The 21,096-nt window shown below is 72.1% G+C and carries 22 protein-coding genes; 8 read left to right on the top strand and 14 right to left on the bottom strand.

Going from position 1 to position 21,096, the window contains the following annotated elements:
- Window positions 1-49: 49 nt before the first annotated feature.
- The 4 genes from ACIP4Z_RS23840 to ACIP4Z_RS23825 all read right to left on the bottom strand — a co-directional run bounded on the left by ACIP4Z_RS23840 (window position 50) and on the right by ACIP4Z_RS23825 (window position 5,576).
- Window positions 50-1,552, bottom strand: a complete 1,503-nt coding sequence (locus tag ACIP4Z_RS23840) for an FAD-dependent monooxygenase (protein WP_401311302.1) — start codon at window positions 1,550-1,552, stop codon at window positions 50-52.
- A 246-nt stretch (window positions 1,553-1,798) separates the two neighbouring features.
- On the bottom strand, window positions 1,799-3,430 hold the full coding sequence (locus ACIP4Z_RS23835) for a tryptophan 7-halogenase (RefSeq protein WP_391118013.1): 1,632 nt from the start codon (window positions 3,428-3,430) through the stop codon (window positions 1,799-1,801).
- Window positions 3,431-3,561: 131 nt separating this feature from the next.
- Entirely contained in the window at window positions 3,562-4,722 is a 1,161-nt protein-coding gene (locus ACIP4Z_RS23830; RefSeq protein ID WP_401311199.1) for a beta-ketoacyl synthase N-terminal-like domain-containing protein, read from the bottom strand.
- Between the two features lie 221 nt (window positions 4,723-4,943).
- Window positions 4,944-5,576 (bottom strand): hemerythrin domain-containing protein, encoded by a 633-nt coding sequence (locus ACIP4Z_RS23825; protein ID WP_355341092.1) that lies wholly within the window; start codon window positions 5,574-5,576, stop codon window positions 4,944-4,946.
- 331 nt (window positions 5,577-5,907) lie between these two features.
- Here ACIP4Z_RS23825 and sigJ point away from each other — a divergent pair, with 331 nt between their 5' ends.
- A complete protein-coding gene (gene sigJ / locus ACIP4Z_RS23820; RefSeq protein ID WP_401311195.1) occupies window positions 5,908-6,987 on the top strand; it encodes an RNA polymerase sigma factor SigJ in 1,080 nt (359 codons plus the stop codon).
- A 122-nt stretch (window positions 6,988-7,109) separates the two neighbouring features.
- Here sigJ and ACIP4Z_RS23815 read toward each other — a convergent pair whose 3' ends face one another.
- The 4 genes from ACIP4Z_RS23815 to ACIP4Z_RS23800 form a co-directional block, all read right to left on the bottom strand.
- A complete protein-coding gene (locus tag ACIP4Z_RS23815; RefSeq protein WP_355341098.1) occupies window positions 7,110-7,610 on the bottom strand; it encodes a cupin domain-containing protein in 501 nt (166 codons plus the stop codon).
- 155 nt (window positions 7,611-7,765) lie between these two features.
- Entirely contained in the window at window positions 7,766-8,404 is a 639-nt protein-coding gene (locus tag ACIP4Z_RS23810; protein ID WP_355341101.1) for a flavin reductase family protein, read from the bottom strand.
- A gap of 392 nt (window positions 8,405-8,796) precedes the next feature.
- Window positions 8,797-9,945, bottom strand: coding sequence for a hypothetical protein (locus tag ACIP4Z_RS23805; protein WP_355341104.1), 1,149 nt, complete (start codon window positions 9,943-9,945; stop codon window positions 8,797-8,799).
- Between the two features lie 84 nt (window positions 9,946-10,029).
- Window positions 10,030-10,752, bottom strand: a complete 723-nt coding sequence (locus tag ACIP4Z_RS23800) for a L,D-transpeptidase (RefSeq protein WP_401311299.1) — start codon at window positions 10,750-10,752, stop codon at window positions 10,030-10,032.
- Between the two features lie 100 nt (window positions 10,753-10,852).
- On the opposite strand from ACIP4Z_RS23800, the gene ACIP4Z_RS23795 reads away from it, so the two are divergent.
- Window positions 10,853-11,155, top strand: a complete 303-nt coding sequence (locus ACIP4Z_RS23795) for a hypothetical protein (RefSeq protein ID WP_355341107.1) — start codon at window positions 10,853-10,855, stop codon at window positions 11,153-11,155.
- A gap of 44 nt (window positions 11,156-11,199) precedes the next feature.
- On the opposite strand, the gene ACIP4Z_RS23790 is transcribed toward ACIP4Z_RS23795, so the two are convergent.
- On the bottom strand, window positions 11,200-11,760 hold the full coding sequence (locus ACIP4Z_RS23790) for a GNAT family N-acetyltransferase (protein ID WP_401311191.1): 561 nt from the start codon (window positions 11,758-11,760) through the stop codon (window positions 11,200-11,202).
- Window positions 11,761-11,980: 220 nt separating this feature from the next.
- A complete protein-coding gene (locus ACIP4Z_RS23785) occupies window positions 11,981-12,523 on the bottom strand; it encodes an SRPBCC family protein (RefSeq protein ID WP_401311188.1) in 543 nt (180 codons plus the stop codon).
- Window positions 12,524-12,751: 228 nt separating this feature from the next.
- On the opposite strand from ACIP4Z_RS23785, the gene ACIP4Z_RS23780 reads away from it, so the two are divergent.
- Entirely contained in the window at window positions 12,752-13,216 is a 465-nt protein-coding gene (locus tag ACIP4Z_RS23780; RefSeq protein ID WP_355341116.1) for a universal stress protein, read from the top strand.
- Here the strand turns inward: ACIP4Z_RS23780 and ACIP4Z_RS23775 are convergent.
- Window positions 13,200-13,850: a winged helix-turn-helix domain-containing protein gene (locus ACIP4Z_RS23775; protein WP_355341119.1), complete on the bottom strand. Its 651-nt coding sequence runs from the start codon at window positions 13,848-13,850 to the stop codon at window positions 13,200-13,202. The two genes, ACIP4Z_RS23780 and ACIP4Z_RS23775, sit on opposite strands and share 17 nt — an antisense overlap.
- A 94-nt stretch (window positions 13,851-13,944) precedes the next feature.
- Window positions 13,945-14,073 (bottom strand): hypothetical protein, encoded by a 129-nt coding sequence (locus tag ACIP4Z_RS23770; RefSeq protein ID WP_262928374.1) that lies wholly within the window; start codon window positions 14,071-14,073, stop codon window positions 13,945-13,947.
- 183 nt (window positions 14,074-14,256) lie between these two features.
- On the opposite strand from ACIP4Z_RS23770, the gene ACIP4Z_RS23765 reads away from it, so the two are divergent.
- Window positions 14,257-14,424 carry a hypothetical protein gene (locus tag ACIP4Z_RS23765; RefSeq protein WP_355341375.1) on the top strand — a complete coding sequence of 56 codons (168 nt, stop codon included), beginning with the start codon at window positions 14,257-14,259 and terminating at the stop codon, window positions 14,422-14,424.
- 29 nt (window positions 14,425-14,453) lie between these two features.
- Here the strand turns inward: ACIP4Z_RS23765 and ACIP4Z_RS23760 are convergent, their stop codons facing one another.
- Together ACIP4Z_RS23760 and ACIP4Z_RS23755 are read right to left on the bottom strand one after the other, a co-directional pair.
- Window positions 14,454-15,278 (bottom strand): hypothetical protein, encoded by an 825-nt coding sequence (locus ACIP4Z_RS23760; RefSeq protein ID WP_401311183.1) that lies wholly within the window; start codon window positions 15,276-15,278, stop codon window positions 14,454-14,456.
- Window positions 15,279-15,420: 142 nt separating this feature from the next.
- Complete coding sequence (locus tag ACIP4Z_RS23755; protein ID WP_355341126.1) at window positions 15,421-16,653, bottom strand: acyl-CoA dehydrogenase family protein; 1,233 nt, start codon at window positions 16,651-16,653, stop codon at window positions 15,421-15,423.
- Window positions 16,654-16,802: 149 nt separating this feature from the next.
- Between ACIP4Z_RS23755 and ACIP4Z_RS23750 the strand changes: the two genes are divergently transcribed.
- From ACIP4Z_RS23750 to ACIP4Z_RS23735, 4 genes are all read left to right on the top strand, one after another.
- Window positions 16,803-17,447: a TetR family transcriptional regulator gene (locus ACIP4Z_RS23750; protein ID WP_188282467.1), complete on the top strand. Its 645-nt coding sequence runs from the start codon at window positions 16,803-16,805 to the stop codon at window positions 17,445-17,447.
- Window positions 17,448-17,700: 253 nt separating this feature from the next.
- Window positions 17,701-18,939 carry a MurT ligase domain-containing protein gene (locus tag ACIP4Z_RS23745; protein WP_355341129.1) on the top strand — a complete coding sequence of 413 codons (1,239 nt, stop codon included), beginning with the start codon at window positions 17,701-17,703 and terminating at the stop codon, window positions 18,937-18,939.
- Between the two features lie 60 nt (window positions 18,940-18,999).
- Window positions 19,000-19,728 (top strand): type 1 glutamine amidotransferase, encoded by a 729-nt coding sequence (locus tag ACIP4Z_RS23740; RefSeq protein ID WP_188282469.1) that lies wholly within the window; start codon window positions 19,000-19,002, stop codon window positions 19,726-19,728.
- A 248-nt stretch (window positions 19,729-19,976) separates the two neighbouring features.
- Entirely contained in the window at window positions 19,977-21,002 is a 1,026-nt protein-coding gene (locus tag ACIP4Z_RS23735) for a 6-phosphofructokinase (protein ID WP_188282470.1), read from the top strand.
- Window positions 21,003-21,096: the final 94 nt, after the last annotated feature.

The raw sequence follows: 21,096 nt of genomic DNA, 5'->3' as shown, positions 1-21,096 counted from the left end.
AGGGCGCCGGCCCTCGAACGGTCGGCGCCCTCCGGTCGGAGGCTGGAACTCACGCGCCCGTCTCGGGCGCGCCGAACCACCGCTGGAGCGCCTCGGCCAGGCCGTCCTCACCGCCCGTCGAGACCCAGGCGACATGTCCGTCGGGCCGGAGCAGCACCGCGGTGGCCCCCGCCAACTCCCGTGCGGACAGCCCCTCGGGCTCGGCGACCGTGCCGCTGACGGTCAGGACGCGGCTCTTCCAGGGCGCGGCGACCGCGCGCACGGCCGCCGCGTCGGCGAGGTCGACGAGCACGCCCTGCGCGGTGTGCAGCAGTTCCGTGGTGTCGGTGCCGCCGCCGTCGGTGTCGACCTTCAGCGGGGTCAACCGGCGTCCGGTCAGCGGGTGGTCGTCGTCCTTCGCGCCGAAGTCGTAGCGGATGTCGAGACCGCTGACGGTGCCCGCGAGGTGCCGCTTGACCTCGTCGTACTCGATCAGCTCGGCGAACATCTCGCGGATCGGGTCCATTTCGGGACCGCCGACGTAGACCATGCCCTGGGTGGCGGTGTTCATCATCAGCCGCTCACCGACCCGGTGCCGCTCGGCGTGGTAGGTGTCGAGCAGACCCTCGGGCGCCCAGCCGGTGACGACCGCGGCCAGCTTCCAGCCGAGGTTGGCCGCGTCCTGCACGCCGGTGCTCAGGCCCTGGCCGCCCGCGGGCAGGTGGATGTGGGCGGCGTCGCCCGCCAACAGCACGCGCCCGCGCCGGTATTCGGTGACCAGCCGGTTGGCGTCGGTGAACGAGCCGACCCAGTCGGCGGTACCGGCGCTGATGTCCTCGCCCGTGATCCGCTGCCAGGCACCTGCCACTTCGGCGAAGGTCGGCTCCTCGGTGCGGTCCGGCGGCGGGGTGCCGTTCTCGACCACGATGACCCGGTCGACGTTCTCGCCCAGCGGCGCGGCCATGATCATGCCGCCGGGCAGCCGCTCGCCGAGGAATCGCGGGCGCAGCCCGCAGCCGACCACGTCGGCGAGGTACATGCCGCGGGTCGGGTCGGTGCCGGGGAAGTCGAAGCCGACGGCCTTGCGGACCGCGCTCTTTCCGCCGTCGCAGCCGACCAGGTACGAGGCGCGCAGGTGGCGTACGCCGTCCGCGGTCCCCGCGGTGAGGGTCACCGCCCCTTCCCTGTCGGCGACTTCGAGGAATTCCCAGCCGCGGCGGATGTCGGCGCCCAGGCCCACGGCCCACGCCTCCAGCACGGACTCGGTGAGCGACTGCGGGATGCCGCGGGCGCCGAAGTGCGCGCCCTCCAGCACCGTGTAGTCGAAGACCAGGCCGCCGAAGTGGCCGACCGGGGAGATCTCCAGGGTGCCGTCGGGGCCGCCGAAGGCGGGCAACAGCCCGCGCTGGTCGAACACCTCCATGGCGCGGGCGGTGAAGCCCAGGCCGCGCGACTGCCCGGTGGGTTCGTCCAGGCGTTCCACGACGATCACCCGGGCGCCGCCCAGCAGCAGTTCACCGGCGAGCATCAGCCCGGTGGGCCCCGCCCCCACGATGATCACATCGGTGTCCAGGGCAGCGGCTCCGCCCGCGTCCGTGCTGTCCCTCTCGTGCACCTTCTCGTCCACCTTCTCGTCCACGTCTGACTCCTGTCTGAAAGGAAGTTGCCTCCGGCGAACGGGGCCACGGGCAGGGACGCGCCGCCGGACGGCCCGTCAGGAGGCGTCCGGCGGCGCTGTCGCGGGTGCGGTGCGTCTGCGATGCGTACGGCGGGGTGCCCTGCGTACGGCGGCGCTCGACGACCTGGGTACGGCGGGGGCTCAGCGCGCGAAGAGCTGCGCGATGTGCGCGGGCGCGTCCGTACCGGCCCATTCGACGGCGCTCTGGATCACCGCCGGGGTGGCCTCGAAGCACCTGTTGTCGGGCGAGCCCAACTCGAAGGGGGCGGGCAGGAATTCCGACGTCCGCAGCCGCTCGAAGAGCTGGGCCGCGCCGGCCTTGGCCTCCAGCGTGCCCGCCTCGACCTGCTGGCAGATGGAGCGGGTGAAGCCGAGCAGCTCCGATATGTCCTGGCCGACCGGGGCCGGGAGTCCGGGCACATCGCGCTTCTCCAGGTCGCGGAAGACCTGCTCGTCGCGCTCGGGGTCGGCCATGAAGGTGCGATACGCCCGGTCGATGGTGACCGTCGGCAGGATGCTGGTCGACTCCCACACCCGGATGACCGCGTTCCACAGGTCGTAGTCGCGGAAGCCGACGAAGGAGCAGTAGACGAGGTCGTCGTGGATGTCGAACAGGCCCTGCTGGAGGCTGTCGACATACGCGAAGCGCTCGACGGACCAGTCGCCGTCCTTGGACGCCTCGATCAGCCGCCAGGCGAGGGCGTTGACGACCTCGAGGGTGTTGGTCAGGCCGCGCGAGTACAGCGCGTCGATGAATCCGGCGGCGTGCGCGGTCAGACAGTAGCGCTCGCCGACGGTCTGCGTCGCGGAGTACTGGAGCCGGCCGGTGGCCACCCACGGGCGTACGGCGGTGGCGTCGGTGAACTGCTCGGCGATCTCGGGGTACCGCTCCAGGAACTGGTCGAACTGCTCCTGCGCGGAGACGCCGGGCTCGGCGGGGAATTTGCGCTCGTCCAGTTGCAGGCCCACGCTGCACAGCGGGTTGAGGGCGCCGTCGTGGTTGTCGAACGGGATCACCCAGAGCCAGCCGCCGTCGAAGACGTGGTGCAGGGTGCCGTTGTGCCAGGGGCTGGGCTGCTTGTGCGAGCGGGCCGCCTTCGCGTCGTCGAAGGGTGTGACGCCGACCATGTGCGTGAACAGCGAGCGCGAGTGCGCCCTGGCGCGGGTCGGGGTCTCGCGCAGCCCGAACTTCTCCGCGACCGGCGACCGGAAGCCGCTGCCGTCGATGAGGTAACTGGCGTGGAATTCCTCGCCCTTGTCGGACCTCAGCAGCACGCCGTGCTCGGGGAACACCTCGATGTCGGCGATCTTCGTGGCGACCTTGGGCACCGCGCCGTACTTCACGGCGAGGTTGAACAGATAGGCGTCCACGTCCTGCCGGAACAGGTGCGTCTCGGTGCGCTGCCACTCGGGCACCACGAGCTGGTTGATCTGTTCGGGGTCCTGCGGCTGCCCTTCGACGTGGTAGACGAAGCCGAAGTTCTGCTTGCGCCCGCACGACGGGGCGATCTTCTCCTGGATGCCCTTGAAGCTGGCCAGCGGCTCGATCTCGGGCACCTGGTAGCGCTCGGCGATGATCCGGGTCATCGACGAGGTGTACGGGATGGTGGACTCCCCCACCGCGAAGCGCGGGTGCACGCCCGCGTCGATGAGCAGGACCTTCACCCCGTTGCGGGCCAGCACCGAGCCCAGCAGACCGCCGGCCATTCCCGCGCCGAGGATCGCCACATCGAACTTCTCATTGGACTGGGCCTGTTGGGCGGTTGTGTTCATGCTGCTTCGTCCCTCCCGGGTAGGAATGTGTCGGGGCACGCGAAAACGTCCCCGGCTCCCGGTACGGGAGAGGGGACGTCACGGGGTCGGTGCGGTGCTGCTGCTCGCCGCGCTGTCGCGGGGCGGTGCGGTCAGTCCAGGGTGCGCAGCACGACGGCGGAGTTGAAGCCGCCGTGGCCGCGGGCCACCACCAGCGTGGTGCGCAGTTCCGCGGTGCGCGGCGACAGGACCAGATTGAGGTCGTAGCCGGGGGACGGCAGATCGTCCGCGGTCGGCGGGATCAGGCCCTCCTCCATGGCGAGCAGGGCTGCCGCCAGGTCCAGCGGCGCGGCCGTGCCCGGGTAGCGGCGCCCGGTCATGGTGCGGGGCGCGGTGACGGGTACGGCGTGCACGCCGAACACCGCGGTGACGGCGGCCGATTCGGCCGCGTCGAGGCCGGGGACGAACACCGCGTCCACCTCGCCTGGGACGGCTCCCGCGTCGCACAGGGCCAGTTCCACCGCGCGCCGCAGGCCCGGTTCGCGTCCGCCGCTAGGGTCGGGGTCGAAGGTCGCGCCGTATCCGGCGACCTCGCCGTAGATCTTGGCGCCGCGGGCCAGGGCCGCGTGCGCGGTCTCCAGTACCAGCAGCGCTCCGCCGCCGGGCCGGGCGGCGGGCGGCGGGGTGTGCGCGCTCCAGGTGGCGGGGCAGACCGGCGCGTCCACACCGCCGGAGACGATGAGCCGTCCGCCCTGCCTGATCTGCCGCCGGGCGTGTGCCACGGCGTCCAGGCCCTTCATGCCGTCCCTGATCGAGATCTGGCCGCTGCTGACGGCGTAGAACCAGGCGAAGGAGCGGTACGCGCCGCTCTGCCGCCCGGCCTGGCCGCGCGGTCCGCCGGTGCCGGTGCCGGCCCGGAAGCGGGCGCCGAAGCCGGGCCCGCGGCCCTCGCCGTACCGCCCGCCGGGAGCCGCGGCGGCGGCAGCCGCGGCGGTGACGGCCGTCACCGCGTCGGGGCCGAAGTCGGGCAGGTCCTGCGGGCGGATGCCCGCGTCGGCCAGCGCCCAGTCCGCTGCGGCCAGCGCGAGCCGGGCCATCCGGTCGGCCTGCGGCGCGGGCCTGCCCCACAGTTGGTCGCCCGGAGCGGGGTCGAGGAGGGCGGCGGTCTGCCAGGCGGGTTCGCCCGCCGTACGGGCCTCGCCGTGCCGTCCGGCGCCGTGCCCGCTCCCGCACGCCTGCGCCCAGTAGTCGCGGGCGCCCAGTCCCGCGGGCGAGACGATGCCCAGACCTGTCACCACCACAGCGCCGGTCACGGCACCCTCCGCAGCAGCTCGGCCGCGCCGGGCACCCGCCCGGTGCGGCGGGCGGGCGGGGCCGGTCGGGCCCGCTCCACGATCGCCGTGCTGTCCATGGCCACGCCTTTCCGCAGTGCCCGAGCATGGACACCGCGCCCGAGCATGGACACCGCGCCCGGTGGCGCGGTGCCCGCCGATTCCGGCCGTTCAGGCGCCCGGTCGTCGGTGCCCGGGTCCGGTCAGACCTTGAACAGCTCCTTCTTCGCGTAACCGCGCTGCCAGATCAGCTTGTTGACGACGCGCAGCGGCGGCGGGAAGGACCCGAGGAACCGCTTCTGGTCGTCCGGCGTCGCGTCGTCGATGACCCAGGGGATGTAGACGCTGACGCCGCTGATGCCGAGGTTCTTGGCGTTGGCGAGCCCGAAGGTCCGCCATTCGGCGGGCGACAGCACGTCCTGGATCAGCGGCAGCGCGGCCTCCTCCTCGTGCGTGAAGTGGCCGTCCATCACCTGGTAAAGGTCCTCGATCAGCGCGGCCAGGTCGCCCCCGCCGCCCTTGATCGCGGTGTCCACCGCCTCGATGCGCGGGCCCAGCTCGGCGTGCTCCTCTTCCATTTCCTTCATCAGCCGCTGATCGTCGGGACGGTCGGCGATCTTGGCCTCCACCTGCGGCCACAGCGCCCGGTCCTCGACCGAGTGGTGGTTGTGGAGCTGGTGATTGAAGTTGTCCCACCCCGCGCGCACCTGCGGCGCCGTCGCCTGACCGGCGGCCACCGCGGTCGCCAGCCGGCGCAGGTCGCGTCGGAACGCCTTGTGCGTCGCATACATGACGGTGAAATCGATGTCCACGTTCGGGTCTTTCGACTCGGCCACGACGGCCCACCACTTTCTTCGTACGAATGTCGTTATCGGCCCCCCGGGGATCGGGGTGACCGCTCGGAGCCTCGACGGTCCGGAGGCTCCCCTCCGGGCCCGGCGTCCGGGCCACCGCCAGACCGTGTCCGGCCCCGCGGATAAAGAGCTTCGGGCCACGGTCGATGTGACATCGTGGCACCGTGTGATCATTCCAGCACTCATGGAGATCGGTGGGGCGCGCCGGAATATCGCAGGTGAAAGAGACGCGCGTCACATTTCGCGGCGCGAGTGTCACGCTTTCGGGTCCGCGGTACCTCATAGGTGAAACGCATCACGGGAGGCTCACATCGTGTCCGACACTCCGGCTCAGCTCCCCTCGGCTGCTGGTGACCGCGCGACCGAGGTGTTCGTCGGCCATCGGGAACTCCTGTTCTCGGTGGTCTACAACCTGCTCGGCAGTGTCTCCGACACCGAGGACGTCCTCCAGGAGACCTGGCTGGCCTGGGCCCGCCGGGTCCGCCAGCCGGACGCCGAGGAGATCGACAACCCGCGCGCCTACCTGGTGCGGATCGCGGTCAACCAGGCGCTCGCCCGGCAGGCGACGATCAGCCGTCGCCGCGAGACGTACATCGGCCCCTGGCTGCCCGAGCCGCTGCTGACCCGTACGCCCGACGCCCTCGACAGCCCGCAGGGCGCGCAGGCCGTGGACGCCGCGGAGTCCGCGCTGCGCACCGAGTCGGTGTCCATGGCGCTGCTCGTGGTGCTGGAGACGCTGACGCCGCTGGAGCGGGCGGTCTTCGTCCTGCACGAGGTGTTCGGCTACGCGCACACGGAGATCGCCGAGATCCTGGGACGCAGCCCGTCCGCGATCCGGCAGCTCGCGCACCGGGCGCGCGAGCACGTCCAGGCCAGGCGGCCCCGGTACCAGGCCGATCCGCACCTCCAGCAGCAGGTCACCGAGCGGTTCGTGGCCGCCGCGCTCGGCGGTGACATCGCCGAGCTGATGAGCCTGCTCGCGCCGGACGTGACGATGTGGACCGACGGCGGCGGCAAGGTCCGCTCCGCGCTCCGGCCGGTCAACGGCCGGGACAAGGTCGCCCGCTTCCTCAACGGCTACGCCACCAGCCGGCTGCCCGAGTCGCTGGACATCCGCTACCAGCAGGTCAACGGCGACCCGTCGGCCGTCGTCTTCTCCGGCGACTCGCCGTACGCGGTCATGGTCATGGACCTCAACCCGAGCAACGACCAGATCACCGACATCTACCTGGTCACCAACCCCGACAAGCTCTCCCGGGTCCGGCTCGACGAGAGCGGTGAGCCGACGGGCGCGCCGCGGCTCGCGCCGGACACGGTGCCCGAGCCGGAGCTGGACCCCGAGCAGGAGGACGCGCGCCCCCGGGAGGCCGGACGGCGCGCGGACACCCCCTAGGCCCGGGAGCCGCCGGGTGAATCCCCCGGACCGGCCGCCCCCCGTCACCCGACGGCGCGCAGGGCGCCGGTCACCCGGCGGCTCCCGACCCCCGTCGCGAGGACGGTGCGCGACGGTACGGATTATTGCGGCGCGCTGACCGGCGGGCCGCCGTGCGGTCCGCCCTGCGGCCGGGCGGCGGTGATGCCGTGCCGCTCGCCGACCGCCTTGATCGTGTCCCAGTCGGGCCGCTCGGGGCGGGTCAGCACCTCGCTCAGCTCCTCGAAGAACAGCTCGATGCCGCCGGGCGTCATCGTGCAGAGCATGAGTCCCGTGGTCTCGCCCACGTTGAAGAAGGAGTGCCACACGCCGCGCGGGCCGTGCACCATCGTCCCGGCGGGCGCCTTGTGGATCTCCTCGCCGACCTTGACCTCGAATTCGCCCTCGAGGACGTAGAAGGACTCGTCGGTGTCATGGTGCACATGCCACACCGAGCCCTCCCCCGCGGGCATCCGGACCTCGTAGAACGAGGAACGGCCGCTGGTGTCCGAGCCGCGCAGCAGGAAGCGGGTCTCCTCGCCTCCGCCGTATGTGATCGGTACGACGTCCTCCAGTCGGACGACCTTGCCGGAATCCACGCCCATCACACCCTCCACCGGTCGAATTCGGGAACTCGCAGAAACGTCAGGAACACGAACAGCGCGGATCACCTCGGATCCACGCGGAAGACCGCGGAGCGTCGCGAAATACCGCCGTGCGACGCACCGCCGTGCCAAGGAGACAGGGAACGGGCGGGCGGTCAGCCGTCGATGATGGGGTGCACGCCGCGCAGTTCCTCCTCCAGCGCGCCGAGCCAGCCGCGGAAGAAGACCAGCGGCTCCTGGTGCTGCCGGGGCACGCCCAACTCGACCACGCGGCCGAGGAAGATCGTGTGGTCGCCGCCGTCGAACTCCTCGACCAGGTGGCAGGACAGGAACGCCAGCGCCTCGCTGAGCACCGGAACGCCCGTCACCGACGGGTGGTTGGCCACGTCGTGGATCTCCGCGGTGCCCTTGCCCGCGAAGGCGCGGGCCACGCCCTCCTGCTGCCCCTGGAGGAAGTTGACGACGAATTTCCCCGACTCCCGCACGACGGACCGCAGTCGGGACTCGTTGTGCAGGCAGAACAGCACCAGCGGCGGGTCGAGGGAGACCGAGGTGAACGAGTTCACCGTGGTGCCCTCGGCGTTGCCGTCCTCGCCGCTGGTGATCACCGTCACGCCGGTCACGAACATCCCGCACACCGTCCGCAGTGACCGGCCGTCCACCGGGTGCGCCTGGTGCAGTGACATCAGTCTGCTCAACGGGGCCGGTTCGCCCACCCGTTCCTCCGGCGGCGCCACCGTATTTCCGGCGACGGTCCCGGCCGCCACCGCGTTCGACGACATCGCACCTGCCATCGTCCACACCTCCCACACCACAGAGCCCGACAACACGATTCAGGGGCCGCACCCGGACGTCAGGGGACGGTCGTCATGGTCGTTCGGAGAGAACCAAAGAGAATCAGGGAGAATCCGCGAGATTCGTGAAGATTCGTAGAGATTCCGAGAGAAAGGACCGCGCCGGGGGCTTTCGCCGACACCGCACCGGATCCTGACTACCAGGTTCTTCGGTCCGCCGGTCCGTCACAAGATCCCCGGCTTCAGGTCTCGGTCAGGAACCACAGATGCACCGCCCGACCTTCCGGAAAGGGCCAGGCGCGTGTCAGAGGAGTGTCAGATCCGGCGGTCGGCGGGCGAGAGCCGGCCGAGGGCGGCCCGCCGACCGACGTCCGGCCGGAGGCGGTTGGCCGTCAGACCGCGCGGCCGAGCGCGGTGAGCATCTGCCGTCCGCCGGGACCGAGCGGGAAGCAGTTGGTCCTGGCGAGCCCGGCGCGCAACGCGAGGCTCCCGCCGAAGGACGCGAGGTCGGCGTCGGGCGCGGTCACGACCAGCGCCACGCCGAACCGGCCGCCGACGGCGACGACACGCTCGGCGAGCCGGGTGGCCTCCAGGTCGTCGGCGAAGACGAGTCGGCAGTCCTCGACGGCGAGCACGATGCCCTGCCAGGTGTCGGTGGGGTCGGGGACCGGGCCGTGGTGGCGGGCGCGGTCGGCGATCACCGCCACCGCGTCGCGCAGCAGGTCCACGGTCTGCTCGCGGGTGGCGGCGGTACGGGCGGCGGCCTCGGCGATCGGCGCCGGGGTGTCGTGCCGCCCGCCGGGGTCGGCCAGCCACAGCGTGAACTCCTCGCGGCGCGCGGCCTCGTAGAGCACCATCAGCAGGAAGCTGCTCTTGCCGCTGCCGGGCGCGCCGCAGATCAGGCCGCTCTCCATGCCGGAGCCGGGGGTGTTGAGCTGCCAGTAGGCGGGCTCGCCGGTCGCGCCGACGCCGACGCGGTGCCGTCCGGTGGTCTCGTCGTAGGTCGGGCCGGGATAGCGCGGGCCGCGCTGCTGGGGCGCGGTATCGCGGGCGGCCCTGTTCTCGGCCTCGCTGAGCGCGGACTCCAGGACGCGGCGGGCGCGGTCGGCGACCTCGGGGTCCACGGCTCCGGTCGCCACGGCGGTGTCGTGCTCGGCGACGGCGAGCAGGCGGCGCCTGGCCCGGTCGTCGCCCGCGGCTCCCGCGTCGACCACCAGCCGGGCGGCGCGCTCGCACAGATCGGCGGCCCTGGCATAGGCGCGGGCGTCCTCCGGCCGTTCGAGCCGCGTGTCGACCGCGGTGCGGTAGCAGGTCCTCGCGGTCGTCTGGAGGCGGCCGAGGTCGGCTCCGAGGGCGATCAGGACGAGCTGGGCGTGGACGATCTGCACGGCTTCCGCGTGCGAGAGCATCCTGGGCCCGGTCTCCGTCCCGACCGTCTCCCCCGAGCCGCCGTCGGCCTCGCGTAACAGGCAGTCGGTGCCGTGCGTCCACGCGTGGACGACGTCTTCCACGGCCTGCGACCGGTCCTCTGCGAACGACACGGCAATTCCCCTTCGCGTCACTGGTGTTGCGCCTGTGCCCTACGGTACGGGGCGGTAGCGTCACCCAACAGCGCGCCAGGGGGTTCAGTAACCGGTCAATGCCGTGCCGCCGTCCACGGTGCCGATGGCGATGTGCGGCTGCGCCGCGGGCCGCAGCCACGCGAGGATCCGGCTCATCGCGTCGGCGGGTACCGAGACGCAACCGGCCGTCGCGCCACTGCCGTTGACGTGCAGGAAGATGCCGGCGCCGCGGCCCTTGACCGGCTTGGCGTAGTTGAAGTCGATCAGGACGGCGTGCGCGTACTGCCCGGGATAGTCGGCCAGGCGCTCGGACTCGGTGCCCCGGCAGTCCTTCGGCAGCGGGTCGACCCAGCGGTTGTAGGAGGTCGACTGGGTGTCCTCGCACCACCAGGCGGTCGGGGTGACCGCGCGGTACGGCAGGGCGGTGCCCGCGGGCGCGGCGGCGTTGCCGAAGGCGAGCGGCAGGCCGTAGAGGCCGGTGGGCGTGGTGCTGGTGTTCTGGGTGCGGGTCGCGCCGTCGGCCAGGCCGTGGGCGCCGAAGCGGGCGGGCGCGGTCCCGACAACCTTCCAGCCGCCGCTCTGTTTCTCCCACCAGGTGAGGGTGCCGCTGGTGGAGCCGAGGGTGGGGGCGCTCGCGGTGATGAGCTGGGTGCCGCCGCCGGTGTCCTTCATGATCTGCGGGAGGTTCGCCACGGGCCGGGGCTGCGCCGTACCCGAGCCGGGAGCGGGACCGGCGCCGGTGCCGCCGACCGCGAGCGTGGTGGCGAGGGCTGCGGCGGTGACCAGGGTGGTCGGGGTCAGTGGGCGCACGGGGTCTCCTCGGTGCGGTGGTGGCGGATGAGCGCCAGCCGGGTGTGTGCGGGGTGTGGATGGGCAGCAGCTAAGCATGACCGTTGTGGTAATCGGCCGTATGGAGAGCATTGTCAGCTCCGCGACCACGGTCCTTCGCGAGGAGGGTTTCGACGCGCGTGGCGTCACCGGCGCGCGCGACGCCGTCTCCCTGATCGGCGCGGGCGGTGTGACGGCGCTGGTGATCGGCGGCGGTGTGGGCCCGCTGGCCGCGCGTCGGCTGCGGAAGGCCGCCGCCGCGCACTCGGTGACGGTGATTCGTGGTGGCCTGCGCGGCCAGGACGTGCGCGGTTACGTACGGCAGCAGATCGTGCCCCAACTGCGGGCCGCCGGTTCCTGACGGCCCGCGGCGTCCCGCGGCGCCCCGCGAACGCCCTGCGACCGTCAGCCGGTCGCCGTGGGAGTTCCGGCCGGGTCAGCCTCAGGGGCGTCCGGCGTCAGGTCGATCACCCAGTCGTGGCACGTGATCGGGTTGCCCTTGGGGTACTCGAAGTCGGCCTCGCCCAGCAACGTGAATCCGGCCTTGCGGCAGACGGCGTTCGACGCCGGGTGGCTGACCTTGGGGAAGGCGTGCAGGTGGCGGTGGGCACCGGCGGCTCTGGCCGCCTCGGTCACCGCGCGGGCGGCGTCCGCCGCCAGGCCCCGGCCCTGGAACTCCGGGAGGATCGCCCAGCCGGTCTCGTAGACCTTCCCGCCCCGCCACGTCTGTTCCCAGAAGCCGATGGAACCGGCGACCTCGCCGTCCGGGACGAGCACCACGCGGTACATCCTGCCGCCGGTCTTCTCGATGTCCTGGTAGCGCTGGTGCCGGGAGAGCAGTTGCTCCTCGGTCTCCGGTCCGCCGAGGTACTCGGTCATCTCGGGTGTGTTCGTCCTGCGGAGCAGCCACAGGTCGTCCGCCGACCAGGGCTCGATGCGAATTCGCGGCTCATGTGCGTCGTTCATGTCCGCACCGTACGACGAGGGTCTGACAGTCGGCCCCCGAGGCGGGCCGGCGCGGGCCGGGCACAGGCAGGAACGAGCCCGGAGCGGGTTCGGGGCGGGCCCGGAGCGGGTCCGGAGCGGGTCCGGACATGGAGGAGCCCCGGCCGGGACGGGGGGACCAGGCCGGGGCAGTAAAGGGTGAAGAACGTGTGCGAACGTCTTCACATTATTAGTTTAACACTCAATGAGCGAAGTCAAAGCCACTCGGCGCGGACGTGGACCGCGCCGGGTCCTCGGGGGCCGAGGCGACCGCGGGGGCGGACACGGGAGCGTGCAGCGGGGCGGCCGGAGCGCGGGAGCCGCCGAGCAGATCGCAGAATTTCCTGGCGTCCGCGGGCAGGTCACGGCGCCAGGCCATGGCCACGACCGGGGCGAGCAGGACGAGAGCCGCGCGCAGCGAGCTGGTGACCGACAGCCGCACCAGCGTGCCGTCGGCGTGCGGGGCGAGCTCGAAGCCGTACACGGGCACCTGGGTGCCCAGCGGGCACCACATGCGCTGGCCGCGGAAGACTATCCGGCGGCCCGGTTCGAAGGCGGCGCAGACCAGCCGGTGCGGTCTGCGCCGTCCGGGGTAGCGGTAGCGGTACTCCGCGTTCACACCCGGCGGGACGGGCGCCGAGTCGACGAAGGCCACCCCCGAGCTCCACAGGGCGAGATTGCGGGCGTCGGCGAGGAAGTCGAAGACCTCCGTGGTCGGCCTCGACACGAACACGTTCGTGGACACGCTCGGCATCACAAACCTCCCCGGTAGCGGCGTGGGCGGCGAGCCGTCGCGGGTACGCCGACCGACCCGTGGGGTGCGCGGCTCCGGCGCGGTACCGCCGCCTGTTTCACTCCTCTCGCACAGCGTGCCCCGCAAAGGTGCACATGTCGTGGCAATGCGCCCATTGGAGTGAGAACGCTGCGTGCCGGGGGATGAAACCGCAGGCCGGAGGCCGATAGCCTGGCGCGCGTGGAAGAGCAGAAGCTGCCGGCGCACTTCGAGCGCGGCACGGACGGACCGAAGGTCATCCTCGCCGGACTGGACGGCTCCGACACGTCGTGGCGGGCCGCCGCGTACGCGGCGGGGCTCGCGCGGCGGCAGCACGCGCTGCTCGCCCTGGTCTACGTGCAGCCGTACATGCCGACCGGCGCCGCCCTCGGGGTCCCGGTGTCGGAGGTCGACACCGGGATCGCCGAGCAGCTCATGGCGGAGATCCGCGACTCCGTCGAGCGGTTGCAGGGGACGTTCACGGTGCGATGGGAGTTCCACACCTTCCGCGGCGACCCCTACAACGGCCTGACCACGGCCGCGGAACAGCTCACCGCGGACGCGGTCGTGGTGGGCGCCTCGGAGCGCGCCGGGCACCGGTTCGTCGGCTCGGTCGCCGTCCGGCTCGTGAAAGCCGGACGGTGGCCGGTCACGGTCGTGCCGTAGCCGCGGTCGCGCCCGCGGTCGATACCGGCGCGGCGGGGGCGTACTTGTAGCCGACCCGGCGCACCGTCACGATGCTGGCGCGGTGCTCCGCGCCGAGCTTGCGGCGCAGCCGGGCGACGTGGACGTCGACCGTGCGGCCGTCGCCGACATGCCCGTATCCCCAGACCGTGGTCACGAGCTGGTCGCGCGAGTGCACCCGGTGCGGGTGCGCGACGAGGTGCGCGAGCAGTTCGAACTCCAGGTAGGTCAGGTCAAGTTGGCGACCGTCGACCGCGGCGGTGCGGCGCTCGTCGTCGATGCTGATCGGCACCTGGGACAGCGGGTCGGAGGTCTCCGCCCGGCCGGTGCGGAACTCGGGGGCCGGGGCGGGGACGGCGGTCGGGACCTGCTCGGCCGGGACGAGCACCAGGTAACCGACCATCGGGGCGCCGCCGGGGATGGTGGGCAGCACATGCCCCGGCGCGGGCAGCCAGGTGGCGCCGGGCGGCAGGAAGTCCGGTGCGGGCGGCACCTCGTCGGGGCGTACGGCGCGCAGTCGCTGCCGGTTGACGGCCGGAGCGCCGCCGGAGGAGGGCGCGCCGCCCGGTCGGGCGGGCAGCGTGGAAAGGGAGTGGACGTTCGGCAGGTTCGACATGATTCGGCTCTTTCGCGCGATGGGGTCGTCAGGACGCCGTATTGCGCGGGGACCGGTGGCTGCGGGCAGCGGCTCGGAGGCCGGTGCGGCGGGGTCAGCTCAGGACGCGGGTCCGCGCGGGGGTCGCGCGGCAACACCAGCGGTCGAAGTGGTGCTCCTGCCGGGACGGCCAGAAGGGTTCGAGGTCGTCGCGACCTGTCCCGGAGTCAGTAGTGCTGGCCATGTGTCCTATTGAACCAGACGACGTGCGCGTGCGGTGACCGCCCGGACACACTGGTGCCGCTTTGCCCGCATTCCGGCCACTGACCTGGGCGCGCGCTCCGGGTCGGCGCGCGGGCCGACCCGGAGCGCGGACGGCTCGGGGCGCGGGTCTACCCTGGGCAGCCGGACCATAAGGAGTACCCCCATGCATACCCACATGGATCTCGGCGCGTTCCACGACGTCACGACGTTCGCGATGTCGAATTCGCCCGGCCCCGGTCCGGTGATGCGCAGCATCATCGTCGTCTCGGTGGTCGGTGTGGTGTTCCTCGCCTGGTTCCTGCTGCGCGGTTACCGCAACGACGGGGACTAGTCACGCGGGGCCGCGCCGGGCGGCGGCGGTCATCTCGCGCGCAGGCCGTACGCGACCTCGTAGGCGTACAGCCAGGTCAGCGGCCCGACGGCGCCGTCCGCCGGGCCGAGCGCGGCGACGTAGTGCCGTTGGAGGGCCTTGACCTTGGTCAGGTCGAGCGCGGTCATGGTGCGGGACGGGCCGACCTTGTACGGCGGGCCCCAGTTGCCGCGTTGCAGCCAGGTCTGGAGCAGCAGGGTGTGGTCGCTGACCGCGCCGAGGACGAAGTACTCACGGCCGGGGAACGCGGGCGCCGGGTGCGTGGTGGCGGTCGGGCGCACTCGGTAGGAGGCGACCGCCGTGCCGCCGCGCGGGTCGGCGGGGTCCGCGGTCGGCGGGCAGATCCCGTCGGGGAAGCGCGGCGCGAAGTAGCCGGTGACGCGCTGGGCGTGACGCAGTTCACGGTGCGACCACACGCCGTTGCCCTGGCCCCGGTCGGTGGCCCCGGCCTTCACGCTGTTGCCGCCCTTGGTGTGGACGTAGCGCTCGTCGAAGCCGGTGACGATCTCGGTGTGCCCGCCGCCGTCCAGATTCACCCAGGCGCCGATGCTCGGGTACGCGGACCAGGCGCCCTTGCTTCGGGCCCATGTGCTGAACGCGGTCACGTTGTCGGTCTTCGGGACGGCCTGGTCGAGACCGACGTCGTGGTACATGTCCCAGTCGAAGATCACGCACCAGGAGACGCGGTTCTCTCCGTACTCCTTGCCGAATTCGGTGTCGTTGTCCCAGCCGTCGGCGCCGCTCCAGTGCTCGTAGACGCGTTCCGGGACCGCCATGACGTGTTCGATGAGTCGTTTCCACTGCGGGTCGGCCATCGGCCCTCCCCGGGGCTTGCGCCGGAAATCGGCGCGTATCGGATGATGTACACCCTGCCCAACGAGGGGGTGGCCGCCGGGACATGCGTCAGGGGCGGACACCCCCGGCGTCCGCCCCTGAGCCCTGTGCCGTCGCGCCGCCTCAGCGCAGCGGCATCCCGGACAGCGTGCGGGCGATGACCAGACGCTGGATCTCGCTGGTGCCCTCGAAGATCGTGTAGATCGCGCTGTCGCGGTGCATGCGCTCCACCGGGTACTCGCGGGTGTAGCCGTTGCCGCCGAGGATCTGGATGGCCTGGGCGGTGACCTTCTTGGCGGTCTCGCTGGCGAAGAGCTTGGACATCGAGCCCTCGGCGGAGGTGAAGGGCTTGCCCGCCGTCGCCATCCAGGAGGCGCGCCAGACCAGGAGGCGGGCGGCGTCGATCTGGGTGCGCATGTCGGCGAGCTGGAAGGCGACGCCCTGGTTGTCGATGATCGGGCGGCCGAACTGCTCGCGGCCGGTGGCGTATTCGAGGGCGTATTCGTACGCGGCGCGCGCCGTGCCGACGGCCATGGCGCCGACCGCCGGGCGGGATGCCTCGAAGGTGGCCATCGCCGCGTTCTTCACCCGCTCGCCGCCATGGGCCGACTTGGCCCGTTCGCGGGCCCGTGCCAGCCGCTCGTCGAGCTTGTCCTTGCCGCCGAGCAGGCAGTCGCCGGGAATCCGTACGTCCTCCAGGACGACCTCGGCGGTGTGCGAGGCGCGGATGCCGTGCTTCTTGAACTTCTGCCCCTGGGACAGGCCAGGGGTGCCGGGGGGCACGATGAAGGAGGCGTGGCCCTTGGTGCCCAGCTCCGGGTCGACCACGGCGACGACGACGTGGACGTTGGCTATACCGCCGTTGGTGGCCCAGGTCTTGGTGCCGTTGAGCACCCACTCGCCGGTGGCCTCGTCGTAGACGGCGCGGGTGCGCATCGCGGAGACGTCGGAGCCCGCGTCGGGCTCGGAGGAGCAGAAGGCGGCGAGCTTGACGTCGTCGGCGTCGCCGTACATCTGCGGGACCCAGGTGCCGATCTGCTCCTCGGTGCCGTTGGCGAGGACGCCGACGGCGGCGAGTCCGGTGCCGACGATGGACAGGGCGATGCCCGCGTCACCCCAGAACAGCTCTTCCATGGTGAGCGGGATGCCCAGGCCCGTGGGGTCGAAGAACTGCTGGGCGTAGAAGTCCAGCGAGTACAGTCCGATCTTGGCGGCCTCCTGGATGATGGGCCACGGGGTCTCCTCGCGCTCGTCCCATTCGGCGGCGGCCGGGCGCATCACGTCGGCGGCGAAGCCGTGGATCCAGTCGCGCACGGACTGCTGGTCGTCATTGAGTTCGAGCGTGAAGTCGCCCATCTTCCCCTCCACGTGCCAGTTACTAGCGGTAACAGCAGTCTGTTACCGACCGGTAGGCCATGTCAACTCATTCCGCCGCGCGCGGGGGGCGGCTGGCGGGGTGTTACGTTGCGCTGACCACCAGCAATCGAACAATTGGGGAGGCGCGGGTGGACACCGGCCAGCGGCAGGACCAGCGGACGGCCACGGAACGGCGCCGGGCGGAGCTGCTCGAAGCGGCCGACCGCGTCGTCCTGCGGGACGGGCCCGAGGCGTCCATGAACGCCATCGCCGCCGAGGCGGGCATCACCAAGCCGATCCTCTACCGGCACTTCGGCGACAAGAGCGGCCTGTACCGGGCGCTGGCCAAGCGGCACACCGACGCGCTGCTGGCCACCCTGCGGGCCGCGCTGGACTCCCCCGGCGACCGCAGGGACCGCGTCGAGGCCACCTTGCACGCGTATCTGTCCGCCATCGAGGCCCACCCGCAGGTCTACCGCTTCCTGATGCACCCGGCCGAGGCGCCCGCCGACGGCGACAAGGGACTGGACGCCGGACGGCACTCCGTACCGCTGCTGCGCCGCATGGGCGAGGACCTGGCCGAGGTGATCGCCGAACGCCTCGACCTCGGCCCCGACTCGGAGCAGCTCGCCCGCGCCTGGGGACACGGCATCGTCGGCATGATGTACGCGGCGGGCGACTGGTGGCTCGGCGAGCGGCCGTTCTCCCGCGACCTGCTGGTCAGGCACCTGGCCGACCTGCTGTGGGGCCGCCTCGCGGCGGCCGGCGACCGGGCGGGCAGCCCGGGGCTGTGACGCGGTCGGCGGATCAGGAACCGCGAGCGGGCCGCACCCGTCCCCACAGACAGCGCCGGTGGCGCGGATGCCCCCGGTGCGCGTGGAGTTCGGCGCACGGTCCGACCGGGGCGGCGCGGTGCGGTCCGGGGGCCCGGAGTCGATAGGCTGAGCCGGGACCGAACCTTGTCGGCCGCCCAAGTGGCGCTCGGAGGCGTACAACCAGCCGCCACGGGGCAGCGGGGCCGGTCGCAGTCGAGGAGGAAGAGAGACGATGGCAGGCAACTCGGAGCCGCTGTCGCCGCGGGCGAAACTGGCCGTGACGGCGGGCAAGGTGGCGGCGGGCGTGTCGCGTGCGGCAGGCCGTGGCAGCGGCTCGGTGATCGGCGGCAAGGTGGCGCTGAGATTCGACCCCGACCTGCTGGCCAGGCTCGCCCGGCACCTCGACGTGATCCTGGTGTCGGCGACCAACGGCAAGACCACCACCACCCGGCTGCTGGCCGAGGCGCTGCGCGCGGGCGGCCCCGTCGTCTCCAACGCGCTCGGCGCGAACATGCCCGCGGGGATCACCTCCGCGCTGGCGGGCGGCTCCGAGGCGCGCTTCGGCGTGATCGAGGTCGACGAGAAGTACCTGGCGGGCGTCGCCCGCGACGTCGCCCCCAAGGCCATCGCGCTGCTCAACCTCTCCCGCGACCAGCTCGACCGCGCGGCCGAGACCCGCATGCTGGCCGAGAAGTGGCGCGAGGGCCTGGCAGGCGTCGAGGCGATCATCATCGCCAACGCCGACGACCCGCTGATCACCTGGGCCGCCTCCTCCAGCCCGACCGTGGTGTGGGTCGCGGCGGGCCAGGAGTGGAAGGACGACGCCTGGTCGTGCCCGTCCTGCGGCGGCGTCCTGCAACGCCCGTCGGAGGACTGGTTCTGCGCCGAGTGCGGCTTCCGCCGCCCCACCCCGACCTGGGCGCTGTCCGGCGACCACGTGATCGACCCGCACGGCTCCGCCTGGCCGATCCACCTCCAGCTCCCGGGCCGCGCCAACAAGTCGAACGCGGCGGTCTCGGCCGCCGCCGCCGCGGCCTTCGGCATCGACCCCAAGGTCGCGCTGGAGCGGATGTACGCGGTGCAGGCGGTCGCGGGCCGCTACGACGTGGTGAGCTTCCAGCAGCGCGAACTGCGGCTGCTGCTGGCGAAGAACCCGGCCGGCTGGCTGGAGACCTTCTCCCTGATCGACGGCCCGCCCACCCCGGTGATCCTGTCGGTCAACGCGCGCGGCGCCGACGGCACCGACACCTCCTGGCTGTGGGACGTGGACTACACCCGGCTGGCCGGACACCCGATCATGGTGATCGGCGACCGCAAGCTGGACCTCGCGGTCCGCCTGGAGGTCGCCGGGCTCCAGTTCCGGGTCTGCGCCAACCTCGACGAGGCGGTGCGCTCCGCGCCGCCCGGCCGGATCGAGGCCATCGCCAACTACACCGCCTTCCAGGACCTGCGCCGCCGGGTCGGCAACTGACCGCGACCACGTCGCGTCACATCGCGTCACGTTGCTGACGACGGACAAGGAGAAGCACGCATGAGTGAGTCCAGCCTCCGCCTGGTGTGGGTCTACCCCGACCTGCTGAGCACCTACGGCGACCAGGGCAACGCGCTGGTCGTGGAGCGCCGCGCCCAGCAGCGCCGGGTGCCGGTCACCCGGGTCGACGTCCGCTCCGACCAGCCGGTGCCGACGTCCGGTGACATCTATCTGATCGGCGGCGGCGAGGACCGCCCGCAGCGGCTGGCCGCGGAGCGGCTGCGCCGCGACGGCGGGCTGAACCGCGCGGTCGCCAACGGCGCGATCGTCTTCTCGGTCTGCGCGGGCTACCAGATCCTCGGCCACGAGTTCGTCAACGACCTGGGCCGCCCCGAGCCGGGCCTCGGCCTGCTCGACGTGGTGAGCGTGCGCGGCGAGGGCGAGCGGTGCGTCGGCGACGTCCTGGCCGACATCGACCCGCACCTCAATCTGCCGCCGCTGACCGGCTTCGAGAACCACCAGGGCGTCACCCATGTCGGCCCGCAGGCCAGGCCGCTGGCCCGGCTGCGGATGGGCAAGGGCAACGGCACGGGGGACGGCACCGAGGGCGCCTTCAACGACACGGTCTTCGGCACGTACATGCACGGTCCGGTGATGGCCCGCAATCCGCAGATCGCCGACCTGCTGATCAAGCTCGCGCTGGACGTCAACGCGCTGCCGCCGGTCGACGACCAGTGGTTCGAGGCGCTGCGCGCCGAGCGGATCGCGGCGGCCGTACAGCCCGCGTGACACCGTTCCGACCCGCCTGACCCGTACCGCGCCCGTGTCCTCGCAGGAGGGCGCGGGCGTCGTGCGTCGGCGGGGGTCCGAGGTGGGTCCGTCACGCTGCGCAGGCGTTCCCCGGAGTTTGAGTAATCGTCAGGTGTCCGCAGTTCGGTCGCCGTGGAGGCGTGACAGCCGCTCTCGGTAAGCTGGCTGCGATCCATCCGGACGACGGGGTCCGGCCGTCCGGTCGAGTTGCGGGAGTAACGAGAGCAATGCGTATTGGTGTGCTGACCAGCGGCGGCGACTGCCCCGGGCTGAACGCCGTCATCCGGTCCGTGGTGCACCGCGCCGTGGTGGACCACAGTGACGAGGTCATCGGCTTCCACGACGGGTGGAAGGGCCTGCTCGAGTGCGACTACCGCAAGCTGGACCTCGATGCCGTGAGCGGCATCCTCGCGCGCGGCGGCACGATCCTCGGCTCCTCGCGGGTCCAGCCCGCCCACCTGCGCGGCGGGGTCGAACAGGCCAGGGGCCACGTGGCCGACCTGGGCCTGGACGCGATCATCCCGATCGGCGGTGAGGGCACCCTCAAGGCGGCCCGGCTGCTGTCGGACGCGGGCCTGCCCATCGTCGGTGTGCCCAAGACCATCGACAACGACATCGCGTCCACGGACGTGACCTTCGGCTTCGACACCGCCGTGATGGTGGCCACCGAGGCCCTGGACCGGCTCAAGACCACCGCCGAGTCGCACCAGCGGGTGCTGATCGTGGAGGTCATGGGGCGGCACACCGGGTGGATCGCGCTGCACTCCGGGATGGCGGCGGGCGCGCACGCGATCCTGGTGCCGGAGCGGCCGTTCGACGTGTCGGAGCTGGCGCGGGTCGTCGGCCAGCGCTTCGAGGCGGGCAAGAAGTTCGCGATCGTGGTGGTCTCCGAGGGCGCCAAGCCGCGCGAGGGCACCATGGACTTCACGTCGGGCGCGACCGACATCTACGGCCACGAGCGGTTCAGCGGCGTCGCCAACCAGCTCTCGGTCGAGCTGGAGGAGCGGCTGGGCAAGGAGGCCAGGCCGGTCATCCTCGGGCACGTCCAGCGCGGCGGCACGCCCACCGCGTACGACCGCGTTCTCGCCACCCGCTTCGGCTGGCACGCCGTGGAGGCCGTCCACAAGGGCCGGTTCGGCATGATGACGGCGCTGCGCGGCACCGACATCACGCTGGTCCCGCTCGGGGAGGCCGTCGAGCACCTGAAGACGGTGCCCGCCGAGCGGTACGTCGAGGCCGAGTGCGTGCTGTGAGTGGCGTGTCCTGACGCTTCATGACGTGCTCCGACCACGTGCGTCGGCGCTCCCCGCCCCCGGCCGAATCGGCGTCCGGGGGCGGTTCTACTCT

This window comes from Streptomyces sp. NPDC088910 (assembly GCF_044749865.1).
GTDB lineage: Bacteria > Actinomycetota > Actinomycetes > Streptomycetales > Streptomycetaceae > Actinacidiphila.
The sequence above is the reverse complement of the archived record's forward strand: the minus strand, read 5'-3'. Positions and strand labels throughout refer to the sequence as shown.